Raw genomic sequence first — 14,759 nt, 5'->3', positions numbered from 1 at the left:
CTCGCATCACCGCAGCATCGTCATCAACTCCATGGGAGAACGATGCTGCTTTATCAAGTCGCGCATCACCCGCATGTACGGTGCCGAGTGGGAATAAAAAGCTTGATAGCCAGCACAAAGCACGTCGTCCGGCTGATCATCCCATGCTTGTGGGCAAAGACGATGCCAGTCACATCCCTGACAGCCTCGCCGGGGTTGCAGTTTTTCGCTCCTGCACCATTTTTGCAGGGTGGCGTCGAAAAGCTCAATTGATATACGACTGATATCTGCCCGCACCCAACACTCGAACAGGGCAATTAAAAATTGCCCCCACAGCTCCTCTGTCATCGAAGCTGCCGTCAGCTCGCCCCGGTCATCAAATTCAATGTGGGGAATAAGTTGCACGGAGCGGATGCCTCGCTGTTTGAAATTTTGATAAAAATCGGCAGGTTGCAGAGCGTCTTTATACTCTATAACCAATTTGTGCCTGTCCTCTTCAGCATTTCTAACCTGACTTCCTGTCATGTGATTCTCTCAATTAATACGATAATTTGATGTATATGCGTTACAGCAAACAGTATTGCAAGAGATAACACCGCGAGGGAGATCATAAATTTGTCACGGATTACGTAAAATTGGGAAAAATCGCTATTAGTGACATCCATTAAATTGCGATTGCGGGTATAGCGCCAGAGGATCAATGCCACAAAGGAAAGGATGCCAATAGAAATCCAGAACAATGTGCCTGACTGATGCCAGTTGTGTTTGATTGCCAACGCCATCAACGCACCGTAACCCAGCATGGTGCGAAACCATGCCAGCGATGTGCGTTCCGGCTGAAGACCCGGGTCGGCAATCCGTCTGGCTTTGCGGCTATCCGGCATACAGTACCAGTCCCATAACGATCACCGCCACAATCATCAATATTAAGCTAATGATTAATAAGCTGTTGGTGTAGGGTAAATCTTCTTTCAGACGCATCGCCTTTTCGTTACGTAGCCAGCGCAGGTAACCATACATCGCTAACCCGCCGGAAAACAGACACAACAACAATGCCAGCAGTTCGCGAATGACCGGCGTGGCGAAATCCGGCGCAAGCTGATCCAGCCCAACACCTGCCGCCAGAAAACCCAGCGCAGTTCGGATCCACGCCAGAAAGGTACGCTCATTAGCCAGAGAAAAACGGTAATCGGGCGCTTCTCCGAGTCGGGAAATTTTCACTATGGCTCCTTAGTCGTTTCGCAATAGCGATGTCTTATTCGTCTATTTTTAGGAATGTCGTCCGGCGCTTTCCTGATATGCTTGCCATCCGCTACAAGGAGGTCAGATGGGTATCATAGCGCAAAATAAAATCAGTTCACTGGGTATGCTGTTCGGTGCTATCGCTTTAATAATGGGCATTATCCACTTTTCATTCGGCCCTTTTTCCACGCCGCCGCCAACGCTGGAAAGCGTTATTGCAGAAAAAACGGCGGAAATTAAAAGAGGTCTTCTCGCCGGAATAAAAGGCGAAAAAATCACCACGACGCAGAAAAAAGAGGACGTTGATGTCGATAAAATCCTCGATCACGGCGGTATCGCCCTGGCCATTGCCGCGCTACTCTGCGCGTTTGTTGCCGGTATGCGTAAAGAAAATCGCTGGAGCATTCGCGGTGCACTGTTTTTTGGTAGCGGGACGCTGGCTTTCCATACCTTGCTTTTTGGTATCGGCATCATCTGTGGAATTGTGCTGATATTCCTGATCTTTTCTTTCCTGACCGGTGGTTCACTGGTTTAAGTAACTCAGTAATGTTCAGAAACGCCTGTGAATACCGGGTGGAGTACCATTTACGGCAACTCCACCCGGAAAAGGGTTAACCTATGCCCCAGAAAAGCACCGCAAGTAACTGGGGTGTGATGATGCGCAGAAACATGACTAATGGATACACCGTGGCGTAAGAGAGAGCCGCTGCACCACTGGTTGGATGAAGATTATTGGCAAACGCCAGCGCCGGTGGATCGGTCATTGAACCCGCCAACATCCCACACATAGTGAGATAATTCATTTTGGCTAACATCCGCGCCAGAATGCCGACTGTGATCAGCGGAATCGCGGTAATCAATGCACCATAGCCTATCCAACTTAGCCCTTCGCCATTAACCAATGTATGGATAAAATCGCCGCCGGATTTCAGACCAACAACTGAAAGGAACAGTACGATACCCAGTTCGCGCAGTGCCAGGTTGGCACTTGGCGGCATAAACCAGTACAGCTTGCCGATACTGCCGATACGTCCAAGGATCAGCGCCATAATCAGCGGACCACCCGCCAGCCCCAGCTTCAACGCCGCCGGGAATCCTGGCACGAACACCGGAATGGAGCCTAACAACACGCCAAGACCGATACCAATAAACACGGGTAACATCTGAACCTGTTGCAGTTTTTGCTGCGCATTACCTAATACATTGGCAACGGCATCAATAGCCGACGGGCGTCCAACCAGGTTGAGGATATCGCCAAATTGCAGGCTAATATCGCCACTGGCGACCAGTTCAACCCCGGCACGATTCAGTCGCGAAATGACGACATCATAGCGCTCCTTAAAATGCAGGTCGCGAATACGCTTGCCGAGCACATTTTCATTGGTGACCACCACGCGTTCGACACGCAAATCGGTGCCTTTCGTCGACAGAGAAGTATCCACTTCCTGACCAATCACCAGTTGTGCATTATGTAAATCCGCAGGCTGCCCCACCAGATGCAGTAAATCTCCCAACTGAATAATGGTCTCTGGCGAAGGTACTTTTAGGGTTTCTTCTCGTTTCAATCGCGAGCAGATAACTTTATCTCCATTGAGAATCGGCACATCTTTAATGGCTAAATTATGCAAATTAGGATTCTCAACACGGATATTAATCGTCCTGATTAGCGCACCGCCGTTGGTTCGTGTCGACTCGTGCTGCAGGGCTTCCGTCTCAACATTGACGCGAAAAATAACCCGCAGTATCCACATGGTGAACAAAATCCCGCAAATGCCGAATGGATACGCCATCGCATAGCTCATCCCCATCTGATCAACCATCTCCATCGGTGTGCCGAGGTCGCGTAAGATCTGCTGACCTGCGCCCAGCGCTGGCGTATTGGTGACCGCGCCGGAGAAAATCCCCAGCACCACGGGAAGTGGGATATCGAACAATTTATGCAGGATGGCGGTGACCAGGCCACCGATGATGACAACCAAAACAGCAAACAAATTAAGGCGTAATCCGGAGACACGCAACGAGGCAAAGAATCCCGGCCCCACTTGAATGCCGATAGTGTAAACGAACAGGATCAGACCAAATTCCTGGATAACATGCAGCATGTCGCTACTTAATGTCATCCCAGCCTGTGAAACAAAATGGCCGACGATGATCCCACCGAACAGTACGCCGCCAATGCCCAATCCAACGCCGCGAAACTTGACGTTGCCGATAAACAAACCGACGACCGCCACCAAAGCCAGAATACTGACTGTTAATGCTATATCACTCATCGTCCATTTCTCTTGAGATAACATTTTAATTGCTATGGATTATGGCTGAATCGGTGAAGCAGATTTGCCTTATGGCGCACATTATCACGGGAAAGAGAGTGCAGGAACATCTTAAATTGGCGAAAATTAACACATTGTTGAAGATGGTAAATAAAAAAAGCCCCACCAGGCTGGCGGGGCAAAAAGAATAGCTAATTAGCTATTTAACGCGGGACGTTCGCTGATAGCGATACGCTGCGCTGCGATGGGTTCAGGCTCATTACGAATTAAATCAATATGCAGCAAACCATTTACGAAGGTTGCACCAGAGACTTCCATATTTTCTGCCAGCGTAAAACTCAGGCTAAAAGGCTGATTCATAAGACCTTGATGCAGCCATTTTTTCTCTTCTTTGGGCTGCTCCGGCGTGCCTTTTACGCTCAGGCGAGTACCTTCCAGTTGAATATCTAAATCTTCCTGACGGAAGCCCGCCAGCGCAAGAGTAATGCGGTAGTGGTTATCGTCGCTTTTCTCAATGTTGTACGGCGGGAAGCTCTGGCTTTCACCGGCGTTTTGCAGTGCGTTGGCCAGTTTGTCAAAACCGATCCATTGACGCATCAGTGGGGATAAATCGAAGTTACGCATAGTCATTTCTCCTTCTAAGAAGCGAGTAAGTACCTGCAAATCCGAGGATTCGCATATGCTCCCTGACGGCGAGCATGAAGTTGCCAGGCCGCGCCAGGCGGCCTTAGAGAATTAGTTGATTTCGATACGGCGCGGTTTTTTCGCTTCCGGAATCACGCGTTCGAGATCGATATACAGCAGACCGTTCACCAGGTTAGCGCCACGAACATGAATGTTTTCTGCTAACTGGAATTTGCGTTCGAAGTTGCGTTCAGCGATGCCCTGGTACAGATAGGTGCGCTCTTTTTGTTCGTCGGCGTGAGCACCTTTCACCACCAGCAGATTGTCCTGGGCGGTAATTTCCAGTTCACTCTCAGCAAAACCAGCTACAGCGATAGCAATGCGATAATGGTTTTCGTCTACCAGTTCAACGTTATACGGAGGGTAGCCACCATTACTCTGGCTCTGGTTGTTTTCTAAGTGGTTAAACAAACGGTCAAATCCAATTGCAGAACGATAAAGCGGGGATAAATCAAAGTTACGCATAATCAATAGCTCCTGAAATCAGCGAGAATGTAAGACCTTCCACAATGGACAGGTCGGATAGCCAGAACACCCATCAGGCGCGTTCTCATCGGCTATGGTATAAAAATGGGTCTGGATATGCACTTTTCAAGTCTTTCCAACGGACTTTTTTTTGCAGTTTATGGTCTATTGCATAGACTGAGGGGCAGCACGAAACGTTAAAGTGCGATAGCCGCCACAGTGCGACATGATGATGATGTTATTTTCAGCAAGGGATCGCTATAACACATCATGCCAACACCAACGATCAACTGATGAATTTATTATGATAAGAAATGTGTTGTTAGCACTCTTAATGTGCAGCGGGATGGCGTTAATGACAGGATGTTCCAGCGTGATGTCCCATACAGGGGGCAAAGAGGGAACATACCCTGGCACCCGTGCCAGCGCCACCATGATTGGTGACAATGAAACCAACTGGGGCACTAAGTCACTGGTGATTCTTGATATGCCGTTTACCGCTGTTATGGACACGCTTTTACTGCCGTGGGATGCATTCCGCAAAGACAGTTCAGTGCGCTCACGCGTGGAAAAAAGTGAAGCCGACGCGCAGGCCATCAATGCCGTCATTCCACCAGCCCGAATGCCAACGAACTGAATTAGTGGCCAGTTTCGGTGACCCACAACTGGCCAGCTTCCATCCACGCCAGCCATTGACCATCTGGCGAGAAGACCACGGCGTCTGCCGAAGGTTGGTTGGCGTGATTTTCGGTTAAATACTCAACTTCACCGCTTTGCGCATGTGCACAGGCAATACGATTATCCAGCACAAAACCCAGCCATTCTCCTGACGGATGCCAGTTAAACGCTGACTGAATATCCGTTTTGTTATCGGTTAACTGGCGCGGTTCGCCGCCCTGTGGGGAGATAAGCCACAATTGCACAATACCGTTATCGTCACGCATTAAAAACGCGATTTGCGTCCCCTGTGGGTTACAACGCACCCAATGGCGTGGAACGTTGACTAACCCTGGGTAAGTACGATGGTGAGTAAAGGTTAAACGTCGCTGCACGACACCACGCGGCGGCGCTGGCAGGGTTGATTCCGTGCCGCTTAACGGCTCCTCACCAGCCGCTTTCCAGCCGTTTTCATTTTGTGGCAGCTCTACAATAAACAGCTCCGGTACTTTCTCGCCGTTCAGCGAAAGTGTGTCGCCAATAAACGCCAGCGCGTGGTTTCCGACCCATCCCTCTTCATAAGCGCGATTGATTTCATCACTGCCCGGCTGCGGCGTGGGCGTGGTTTTACTTACCAGCACGCACCAGTGGCTGCCGCTGTATTCGCGCGGATGCTGTTTGTGTACGTTAACCGGGCCAAACGGTGCCGCAACCCCGACGTTTCGCAAATCCAGCGCCGGGCAGCATTCATGTAGTACATGGTCGTTATAGGTAAAACTCACCATTTCACCGTTCGGGCTAAAGACATGTACATGACTGCCGCCACGTAGCGCCCCAGGAGTGTACGGAACGGTAATATCCATGGCATCGAGATTGCTCATCTTTCCGCCTTCAACAATCACGCCGCGGCGGTGATGGAAATCGTAATGCCATGTTTCATCAGGATTTTCTGGGCCGTGGATGAAGACATATTTCTCCAGCTTCGGATGAACGGTCACCACGCCAACGTGTGCACCCTGTGACGCCTGGTAAATAACTTCAACCTCGCCGGTATGGATATTCACACGCTCAATTGTCTCGCCGGTAAACGACGCGCCAGAAGGCCGCACGTCAAATACCAGCCACTGGCTATCGGGTGTCCAGGTGTTGGTATTGGTGAGCAGGTGGTTTCGTGAAGCGTTGGTGAGTTGTTTCATGGCGTGATCCTGATACAAAACGGTTTCCGCCATCATACTTCACAAGGACTTCACTTTCAGACAATAGTCTTTTGCCATCGTGATGAATGTGAGTAAAAAGATGGAACATTTTGACGTAGCGATTATCGGCCTCGGCCCGGCGGGTTCCGCACTGGCGCGGCAGTTAGCAGGAAAAATGCAGGTGATTGCACTGGATAAAAAGCACCAGTGCGGTACAGAAGGTTTCAGCAAACCTTGCGGTGGTCTGCTGGCACCGGACGCGCAGCGTTCTTTTATTCGCGACGGGCTAACGCTCCCTGTCGATGTGATCGCCAACCCACAGATTTTCAGCGTCAAAACCGTCGACGTCACAGCATCGCTCACGCGTAACTACCAGCGAAGCTATATCAATATTAATCGTCATGCCTTCGACTTGTGGATGAAATCGCTGATCCCCACCAGCGTTGAGGTTTACCACGACAGCCTGTGCCGGAAAATCTGGCGTGAGGATGATAAATGGCATGTTATTTTTCGCGCCGATGGCTGGGAGCAACACATTACTGCCCACTATCTGGTCGGTGCTGATGGTGCAAACTCGATGGTGCGGCGACATCTCTACCCGGATCATCAGATTCGTAAATATGTCGCTATCCAGCAGTGGTTCACAGAGAAACATCCGACGCCGTTCTACTCCTGTATCTTTGATAATGCGATAACTGACTGTTACTCATGGAGTATCAGCAAAGACGGTTATTTTATTTTTGGCGGTGCCTATCCGATGAAAGACGGCCAGGCGCGTTTTGCGGCGCTGAAAGAGAAAATGAACGCCTTTCAGTTCCAGTTTGGCAAAGCGGTGAAAAGTGAAAAATGCACCGTGTTGTTTCCCTCACGCTGGCAGGATTTTGTCTGCGGTAAGGACAATGCTTTTCTTATTGGCGAAGCGGCGGGATTTATCAGTGCCAGCTCGCTGGAGGGGATTAGCTATGCGCTGGATAGCGCGGAAATACTGCGTTCGGTGCTACTGAAGCAGCCGGAGAAAATCAATGCCGCTTACTGGCACGCCACCCGCAAACTGCGTTTAAAACTCTACGGCAAGATCCTGAAAAGCCGATGCCTGACCGCACCGGCCTTAAGAAAGTGGATTATGCGCAGTGGCATTGCACATATTCCACAGTTGAGAGATTACCCAACGCGCTTCACATCGCCTACCAGCAGGATGTAAGAGAGCGCGCCAATCAACGCGACGGCGGAGATATAAACCAGTGCAGGTGCAAAACCGTAACCCTGCGCCAGGTAACCCACCACCAGCGGAACGGTGATACCCCCCAAACCACCGGCGAAGTTAAACACCCCGCCGGTTAAACCAATCAGGCGCATCGGTGCCAAAGAAGAGACCAGCGACCAGGTAATCGAAGCAAAACCGTTACCGAAGAATGCCAGCGCCATCAGACACATAATCATCATCGGGTCATTGGTATAGTTAGCACCCATAATGCAGGTGGAGATCAACAAGCCGCAGATTATTGGTGTTTTACGCGCAAAGCCCAGCGAAAAGCCCTTCCGCACCAGCAGATCCGCTACCCATCCTGAGAGCAGTACACCGACAAACGCAGCGAGAAATGGCACCGTGGTCATAAAACCCGCTTTCAACGCCGTTATCCCTTTTTCCTGGGTTAAATAGTTCGGGAACCAGGTTAAGAAGAACCACAGCGTAGACGCCACCGCAAATTGCCCGAGATAGACGCCGATCAGTTTACGATGGAACACCAGTTTCCAGTCTTTTGCCGTTAACGGCTGACGCGCCTCTTTTTTCACCGGCGCATCGCCATCCACCAGACCGCCACCATCACGAATGTAATCCAGCTCAGCTTTGCTGATGCCTTTAGTCAGGCGCGGCGGCTGGTAAACTTTAAACCAAATCAGCGACCAGATAATGCCGATACCGCCGGTGACAATGAACACCCAGTGCCAGCTCAACATCTCCTGAATCCAGATCAGCAGCGGAGTCAGAAACGCCAGACCGACAAACTGACCAGAGGTATAAAAACCAACGGCAGAAGCACGTTCATGTTCCGGGAACCAACTGGTCACCATACGGTTATTGGTCGGGAAAGCGGGCGCTTCGAAAATACCGGTTATCGCCCGCAGACCAATTAATGACATTAAGCCCGTGGCAAATCCCTGGAATAATGTCGCCACCGACCAGCCAAATATCGCAATAAAATAAGTCACACGTGAACCCACGCGATCTAAAAACCAACCGCCGGGGATCTGACATAAGGTATAAAGCCAGGCGAAGGCCGAAAATACATAGCCCATTTCGGCTTTAGTAATACCGAACTCTTCCTGAATATGGGCGGAAGCCACGGCCAGGTTGGCGCGATCGACATAACAAATCACTACCGTAATAAAAATCATCACTAACGTCAGATAACGCCGACGCCCCGGCTTTGCTGCATTTACGGGAATATCCATAGCGAGCTATCTCCTGATTTTGGGCATAGCGAGACCGCTCACCATGCCCTGTAAGTTACAGAGGGTTATATTTTTGTATTGCTGTTTTAGTGCCCGATGAGGGGCTTACGTGGCAGGAATTACCACTCTGCTACGCTGTTATCTTCATGACGCCAGAGCGGATTACGCCAGTCCGGGGCATTTTTACTGAACTCAATGACTTTGGCTTCGTCGATTTCCACGCCTAAGCCCGGTTTCGTTAGCGGTTTAAAGAAGCCGCCGACCATGCTGAAGTCCTCTTTGTTTTTCACAAAGTCGAGTAACTCCGCGCCTTTGTTGTAATGAATGCCCATACTTTGTTCCTGAAGTACGGCGTTATAGGAGACAAAGTCGATATGCAGGCAAGCAGCCAGTGCAATGGGGCCGAGCGGACAGTGCGGCGCAAGAGTCACGTCATAGGCTTCCGCCATTCCGGCAATTTTGTAGCATTCGGTAATACCGCCCGCGTGGGAGAGATCCGGTTGCAGGATCGAAATTCCCCCCGCCTCCAGCACGCGTTTAAAATCGAAGCGCGAGAACATGCGCTCCCCCGCTGCCAGCGGAATGTGAGTTTGCGCCGCCAGTTTCGGGTAGTATTCGGCTTGTTCCGCCAGCACCGGCTCTTCAATAAATAGCGGGCGATACGGTTCCAGTTCTTTAATCAGCACTTTCGCCATCGGCGCGCTGACGCGACCGTGAAAATCAAGGCCAAACTCAATCTGATTACCAAAGGCTTCACGAATTTGTGCCACGGTGTTGACCGCCGCATCTATCGCGCGGGAGTTATCAATCAGACCCAGTTCTTCACAACCGTTCAGTTTGAAAGTATCGAAGCCGATTTCACGCAGGGTTTTAATGCCGTCGATAACATCCGCCGGACGATCGCCGCCGACCCAACTGTAGGCTTTGATTTTGTCGCGGACCAGGCCACCCATTAGTTGCCAGACGGGCGCATTCAGCACTTTGCCTTTGATATCCCATAACGCCTGGTCGATCCCGGCGATGGCGCTCATCAGAATGGGGCCGCCACGATAAAAACCGGCGCGATACATCACTTGCCATAAGTCGTTGATGCGCGATGGATCCTGACCAATCAGATAGTCACCCAGCTCGTGAACTGCCGCTTCCACCGTGCGGGCGCGGCCCTCGATCACCGGTTCGCCCCAACCGACCACGCCTTCATCGGTTTCAATTTTCAGGAACATCCAGCGGGGAGGTAAACGATACGTGGTAATTTTGGTAATTTTCATTGCACTGCCTCTCGATACGCCTTAACAAATGCTGCTGCCTGCTGCGCGGTACGTTCCACGGACTGTCCGGCGCGATAGAGATCACTACCTAAGCCCGCTCCAGCACAACCAGCGTCTATCCACTGCGCCAGGTTTTCTGGCGTCACGCCGCCAACGGCAAAGACCGCGATGTCCTGCGGTAATACCGCTTTTAATGCTTTGATGTATTGCGGGCCAAAAGCCGATGACGGAAATATTTTCAGTGCCTGCGCGCCTGCTTCGAGCGCGCTAAAGGCTTCGGTCGCCGTCGCACAACCGGGGCAAACGGTCATGCCGTAACCCACCGCACGACGAATGACCTCACTATGGATATTGGGCGTAACGATGAGCTGGCAGCCCATCCTGGCGAGCGTATCAACCTGCTCAGGTTTCAGTACCGTACCTGCGCCAATCAACGCTTTGTCGCCGTATGCTTCAACGACTGCGGGAATGCTTTGCTCCCATTGGGGAGAATTCAGCGGGATTTCAACCGTGTCGAACCCGGCGTCAATCACCGCGCCAACATGCGCCAGCGCCTCGTCAGGCGTAATGCCGCGCAAAATGGCGATCAGCGGGAGTTTAGTTTGCCACTGCATGAGCAATGCTCCTTATACCAGCCAGAAATGCCGTGTCGCCCGCCACCGCCGTTACGTCGCAACCCATAGCCTGAAAGGCTTGTTGGTAACGCACGGTCAGCGATGTTCCGGCGACAAGGGTGATAGCCTGTTGATGAGCCACGTCGTCGCGCATACTGCCGACCTCAGCACCAATCAACAAACCAGAGAGAAATTCGCTGACCTGTTCGCGGGGAAGCGTTCCCAGCACATGCGAGGCGCGAACTTCAAAAAGTTGCGGCAATACGGCGGGAGCATTAAGGCCGCGTTCAAGACCGGCCGCGAAGGCATCGGCAGAGTTTTCCTGCGGCGGCAAACCAGCCCCAATCAATGACTGATTTAGCAGTAAATGGTGCAATTCACCGGTCATCACGGTGCGAAAATCGTTGATTTGCTGGCTATCGGCTTGCACCCATTTGCAATGCGTACCGGGCATAACATAAAGAGAGGAAGGAGCAAGAGCACGCGCGCCAAGCAATTGTGTTTCTTCGCCGCGCATCACATTGTGGTTATCATCATGAGAGACGCATAATCCGGGAATAATCCAGATATTGTCGCCAACAGACGTTAACTGTTCACCAATAGATGAGAAACAGGCAGGAACGGATAAATAAGGAGCGACTTTCCAGCCAACATTGCTGCCAACCATTCCTGCCATCACCACTGGCGTATTCTCTTCACGCCAGCCTGCTATCACTTCTGCTAACACCGCAGCCGGAGATTTTCCGTTCAGGCGCGTGACGCCTGCTTCTGATTGCCTGCTGTCCAGGCAGTTGTCGCTCTGATAAAGCCAGGCGCGCAGATTGGTCGATCCCCAGTCAATTGCGATGTAGCGAGCTGTCATGTGATTTCCTTTAATCTTCGTGTCGAGCTGGCGATCATGGTAAGCGCCGCCTGCTCTGCCGCATCGCCGTCCTGATGCCGTATCGCATCGAACAGCGCCTTATGTTCCTGAAGCGTTTGCGGCATGTTGGCCTCATCGCCCATCCAGGTTCGTTCAAAAACTGCCCGCTGCAGCGAACTAATCGCGATGCTAAGTTGCTGTAACACCGGGTTATGTACCGACTGAAGTACCGCCTCGTGGTAGCGAATATCCGCTTCGTTAAACGCCTCGCGATCCTGATTGTTAGCAATCATCTCGTTCAGCGCCGATTCAATCTGAGCCAGATCGCTGGAGGTCGCGCGCTCCGCCGCCCAGCGGGCAATCGCTGGTTCCACCAGATTTCGTACTTCGCTCATTGCACTGATAAGCCGTGGGTCGTAGTCGTTTTCCAGCACCCATTGCAGTACGTCAGTGTCGAGGTAATTCCACTGGTTACGCGCTGCCACAAACGCCCCGCGATAACGTTTCATTTCAATCAGGCGCTTCGCCATCAGCGAACGGAACACTTCACGGATGATGTTGCGCGAGGTTGCAAACTCCTCACAGAGTTCCGCCTCGGCCGGAAGCGGCGAGCCTGGCACGTATTTGCCGTGAACGATCTGTTTACCCAGCGTAATAACGATGCGATCGGTTTTATTGAGAGTCATGGAGAGTCCTTGTGCTCTGTATGTTCTTCTCTACTTTACCCCGATCGATGCATAACGCGGCAACTTTGTAGTACCAGCGTGATGACATTCGCGTTTGCTGTGCGCGTAATGTAGTACAAATTTATATTGTTGTACTACAATTTAGATCACAAAAAGAACAATGCATAAAAAAATGACATGCGCCGGGCAGAAATCTGAAAAGGGATGTCGGGCGCTAAACAGGGGGGAAATAAGAGTATGCTTTCAACGGCTTAGCACTCTTGTTTAAAGGATTAATCATGAAGTTGAATTTTAAAGGATTTATTAAAGCAGCCTGTTTATGTTCTTTAGCATTCGCGTTGACCGGATGTCTAACCGCTGGACTGGTTTTCAATACCGCAAGCTCTCCACATGCCCAGCAATGGCGCTCAGACACGATTAAGGGTCTATCGCTGGCAGAGGATAGTAACGGTACGAAAGGCTATGTTTTTGTTGGAGAGTCGCTGGACTACCTGTTGACCAACGGCGGCGATGAGGTGGTTAAAATGCTGAACGACCCGGCAATTCATGGCGAAAGAATCACCGTTTCCGATAACGCGAAATTTATTTTGAGCAGCGGTCATAAGAATTTTTCTGGTGCTATTACGCTCTATTACGACTGGAACGGTGAGGAAGATAAAACACTGGCGACACAATATGGTTTTATTTGTGATACCCGGCGTTGTACATGGATACTGGACGGCCTGAAAGGCTCTATCCACCAGAAAAATAAAAAAGCGGATTACTCAAACATGATGGTTTTTCATCAACCCTTTACGGTGGGATTTTATGCGTATAAAGCAACAGATGGAGTCCCGCGCGCCCTCGCTAATGCGCTGCTGCCAGTCACCATTACGCTGGATATTGTGACTTCACCACTCCAGTTCCTGATTTTATGCACGGCCAGAAATTGTTAATTGCGGCGGGCAAACACGTTCATACTGTTTGCCCGCTTACTGATTAATTCAGCACATACTTTTCAATAGCAAACGCCACGCCATCTTCAAGGTTGGATTTGGTGACAAAATTCGCCACTTCTCTCACCGATGGGATGGCGTTATCCATCGCCACGCCGACGCCTGCGAACTCAATCATTGCGATGTCGTTTTCCTGATCACCAATCGCCATAATTTCTTCCGGTTTAATGCCCAGCACATCCGCCAGCGATTTCACACCGGTGCCTTTATTGACGCGTTTGTCGAGGATTTCGAGGAAGTACGGCGCGCTTTTCAGTACGGTATATTTCTCTTTCACTTCCTGCGGAATACGCGCGATGGCCTGGTCGAGGATGGCGGGTTCATCAATCATCATCACTTTCAGGAACTGGGTGTCAGGGTCCATTTTCTCCGCTTCGCAGAACACCAACGGAATGGTCGCCACAAATGATTCATGTACCGTGTAATAGCTGATGTCACGGTTGGCGGTGTATAGCGTGGTGCGGTCCAGCGCGTGGAAATGGGAACCGACTTCGCGAGAGAGTTTTTCCAGGAAACGATAGTCGTCATAGCTCAATGCTGTTTGCGCCACGGTGCTGCCATCAGCGGCCTTCTGCACCAGTGCACCGTTATAAGTAATACAGTAGTCGCCCGGCTGTTCCATATGCAGCTCTTTCAGGTAGCTGTGAACACCTGCATAAGGACGACCTGTCGTCAGCACGACATTCACCCCGCGGGCGCGAGCTGCGGCAATCGCATTTTTAACGGCGGGTGAAATGGTGTGATCGGGCAGCAGAAGGGTGCCATCCATATCGATAGCAATGAGTTTGATAGCCATGAGTTCCCCAGGTAGATTGATTCCTGACCCATGCTAACGCGATTCCGCTCAAAAATCAGTACAACACCCGAGGGAAAAGGGGGATGCAACGCGCCTTGCGTGCTCCCCTTTTGCTTAGCGGAAGAGTTTCCCTTTCAGCAACTCCATGCCTGCGGAAAGCAGATCGTTATTGGCTTGCGGTGAAACTTCGCCCTGCGGAGATAGCGCATCAATAATCTTCGGCAATTGTTCCGCCAGCATGTTGGAAGCAGCACTGGTATCTACGCCGAGTTTTTGCCCGAGATCGGCTACTGCATTCGTACCCAGTGCCGATTCCAGTTGTTCGCCGCTAACCGGTTGATTGCCCTGTTGATTACTCAACCAGGTTGAGAGAATGGCACCTAAGCCGCCACTTTGCAGTTTCTCCAGCAGCACCTGGATGCCTCCCTGCTCTTCAACCCAGCTCAGAATGGCCTGATATTTCCCCGCATCGCCTTTCAGAAAGGCACCGACAACTTCATCGAAAAGTCCCATGATAATCACCTGTAAAGCGTTACGTGTTGACTCAGAAAGTATAGTTCTGCGGGATGATAGTTGCGGATTACAGGA

General features: G+C 51.0%; 18 protein-coding genes and 1 other annotated feature. Of the genes, 4 read left to right on the top strand and 14 right to left on the bottom strand.

The genetic code is table 11. The annotated features are described in order from the left end of the window. Positions 1-6: 6 nt before the first annotated feature. From A1SC_RS05870 to A1SC_RS05880, 3 genes are read right to left on the bottom strand one after another with little or no spacing between them, the layout of a single operon-like run. Positions 7-504, bottom strand: a complete 498-nt coding sequence (locus A1SC_RS05870; RefSeq protein WP_000148082.1) for a radical SAM protein — start codon at positions 502-504, stop codon at positions 7-9. After that, positions 501-863 (bottom strand): DUF202 domain-containing protein, encoded by a 363-nt coding sequence (locus A1SC_RS05875; RefSeq protein WP_001113441.1) that lies wholly within the window; start codon positions 861-863, stop codon positions 501-503. The genes A1SC_RS05870 and A1SC_RS05875 overlap by 4 nt, the downstream gene beginning before the upstream one ends. Further along, positions 853-1,200 (bottom strand): YidH family protein, encoded by a 348-nt coding sequence (locus A1SC_RS05880; protein WP_000703955.1) that lies wholly within the window; start codon positions 1,198-1,200, stop codon positions 853-855. The genes A1SC_RS05875 and A1SC_RS05880 overlap by 11 nt, the downstream gene beginning before the upstream one ends. Before the next feature lie 106 nt (positions 1,201-1,306). Here A1SC_RS05880 and yidI point away from each other — a divergent pair, with 106 nt between their 5' ends. Next, positions 1,307-1,756 carry a protein YidI gene (gene yidI / locus A1SC_RS05885; RefSeq protein ID WP_000511286.1) on the top strand — a complete coding sequence of 150 codons (450 nt, stop codon included), beginning with the start codon at positions 1,307-1,309 and terminating at the stop codon, positions 1,754-1,756. A gap of 76 nt (positions 1,757-1,832) precedes the next feature. Here yidI and A1SC_RS05890 read toward each other — a convergent pair whose 3' ends face one another. The 3 genes from A1SC_RS05890 to ibpA form a co-directional block, all read right to left on the bottom strand. Next, the gene (locus A1SC_RS05890; RefSeq protein WP_016262711.1) at positions 1,833-3,494 is read right to left on the bottom strand and encodes a putative transporter; all 1,662 of its coding nucleotides are present in this window, start codon (positions 3,492-3,494) and stop codon (positions 1,833-1,835) included. A gap of 195 nt (positions 3,495-3,689) precedes the next feature. Next, entirely contained in the window at positions 3,690-4,118 is a 429-nt protein-coding gene (ibpB, locus tag A1SC_RS05895) for a small heat shock chaperone IbpB (protein ID WP_001243426.1), read from the bottom strand. A 111-nt stretch (positions 4,119-4,229) separates the two neighbouring features. Continuing rightward, entirely contained in the window at positions 4,230-4,643 is a 414-nt protein-coding gene (gene ibpA, locus A1SC_RS05900; protein ID WP_001243437.1) for a small heat shock chaperone IbpA, read from the bottom strand. Continuing rightward, positions 4,637-4,709 (bottom strand) — a sequence feature (ROSE (Repression Of Heat Shock gene Expression) occurs in the 5'-region of heat shock genes and acts as an RNA thermometer to modulate expression.). It overlaps the preceding gene by 7 nt. A gap of 238 nt (positions 4,710-4,947) precedes the next feature. Between ibpA and A1SC_RS0122285 the strand changes: the two genes are divergently transcribed. Beyond that, a complete protein-coding gene (locus tag A1SC_RS0122285) occupies positions 4,948-5,280 on the top strand; it encodes a YceK/YidQ family lipoprotein (RefSeq protein ID WP_010377863.1) in 333 nt (110 codons plus the stop codon). A gap of 1 nt (position 5,281) precedes the next feature. On the opposite strand, the gene A1SC_RS05905 is transcribed toward A1SC_RS0122285, so the two are convergent. Beyond that, complete coding sequence (locus A1SC_RS05905) at positions 5,282-6,496, bottom strand: YidR family protein (protein WP_001517433.1); 1,215 nt, start codon at positions 6,494-6,496, stop codon at positions 5,282-5,284. Between the two features lie 100 nt (positions 6,497-6,596). On the opposite strand from A1SC_RS05905, the gene cbrA reads away from it, so the two are divergent. Then, the gene (gene cbrA, locus A1SC_RS05910; protein ID WP_016262710.1) at positions 6,597-7,697 is read left to right on the top strand and encodes a colicin M resistance lipid reductase CbrA; all 1,101 of its coding nucleotides are present in this window, start codon (positions 6,597-6,599) and stop codon (positions 7,695-7,697) included. On the opposite strand, the gene A1SC_RS05915 is transcribed toward cbrA, so the two are convergent. From A1SC_RS05915 to dgoR, 5 genes are all read right to left on the bottom strand, one after another. Beyond that, the gene (locus tag A1SC_RS05915; RefSeq protein WP_000354284.1) at positions 7,658-8,950 is read right to left on the bottom strand and encodes an MFS transporter; all 1,293 of its coding nucleotides are present in this window, start codon (positions 8,948-8,950) and stop codon (positions 7,658-7,660) included. The genes cbrA and A1SC_RS05915 overlap by 40 nt on opposite strands. A gap of 119 nt (positions 8,951-9,069) precedes the next feature. Then, positions 9,070-10,218, bottom strand: coding sequence for a galactonate dehydratase (dgoD, locus tag A1SC_RS05920; protein ID WP_016262709.1), 1,149 nt, complete (start codon positions 10,216-10,218; stop codon positions 9,070-9,072). Further along, entirely contained in the window at positions 10,215-10,832 is a 618-nt protein-coding gene (dgoA, locus tag A1SC_RS05925; protein ID WP_016262708.1) for a 2-dehydro-3-deoxy-6-phosphogalactonate aldolase, read from the bottom strand. Before dgoA ends, dgoD begins: the two co-directional genes overlap by 4 nt. Then, the gene (gene dgoK, locus A1SC_RS05930) at positions 10,816-11,694 is read right to left on the bottom strand and encodes a 2-dehydro-3-deoxygalactonokinase (RefSeq protein WP_016249429.1); all 879 of its coding nucleotides are present in this window, start codon (positions 11,692-11,694) and stop codon (positions 10,816-10,818) included. Before dgoK ends, dgoA begins: the two co-directional genes overlap by 17 nt. Further along, positions 11,691-12,380 (bottom strand): D-galactonate utilization transcriptional regulator DgoR, encoded by a 690-nt coding sequence (gene dgoR, locus A1SC_RS05935; RefSeq protein WP_000174297.1) that lies wholly within the window; start codon positions 12,378-12,380, stop codon positions 11,691-11,693. The genes dgoK and dgoR overlap by 4 nt, the downstream gene beginning before the upstream one ends. 278 nt (positions 12,381-12,658) lie before the next feature. Between dgoR and A1SC_RS05940 the strand changes: the two genes are divergently transcribed. Further along, positions 12,659-13,315: a YidX family protein gene (locus A1SC_RS05940; RefSeq protein ID WP_016262707.1), complete on the top strand. Its 657-nt coding sequence runs from the start codon at positions 12,659-12,661 to the stop codon at positions 13,313-13,315. A 43-nt stretch (positions 13,316-13,358) separates the two neighbouring features. On the opposite strand, the gene yidA is transcribed toward A1SC_RS05940, so the two are convergent. Together yidA and A1SC_RS05950 are read right to left on the bottom strand one after the other, a co-directional pair. After that, positions 13,359-14,171 (bottom strand): sugar-phosphatase, encoded by an 813-nt coding sequence (gene yidA, locus A1SC_RS05945; protein WP_016262706.1) that lies wholly within the window; start codon positions 14,169-14,171, stop codon positions 13,359-13,361. 114 nt (positions 14,172-14,285) lie between these two features. Beyond that, positions 14,286-14,684, bottom strand: a complete 399-nt coding sequence (locus tag A1SC_RS05950; protein WP_000522197.1) for a YidB family protein — start codon at positions 14,682-14,684, stop codon at positions 14,286-14,288. Positions 14,685-14,759 lie beyond the last annotated feature (75 nt).

Origin of the sequence: Escherichia sp. KTE52, from assembly GCF_000408325.1 — a bacterium.
GTDB lineage: Bacteria > Pseudomonadota > Gammaproteobacteria > Enterobacterales > Enterobacteriaceae > Escherichia > Escherichia marmotae.
The sequence above is the reverse complement of the archived record's forward strand: the minus strand, read 5'-3'. Positions and strand labels throughout refer to the sequence as shown.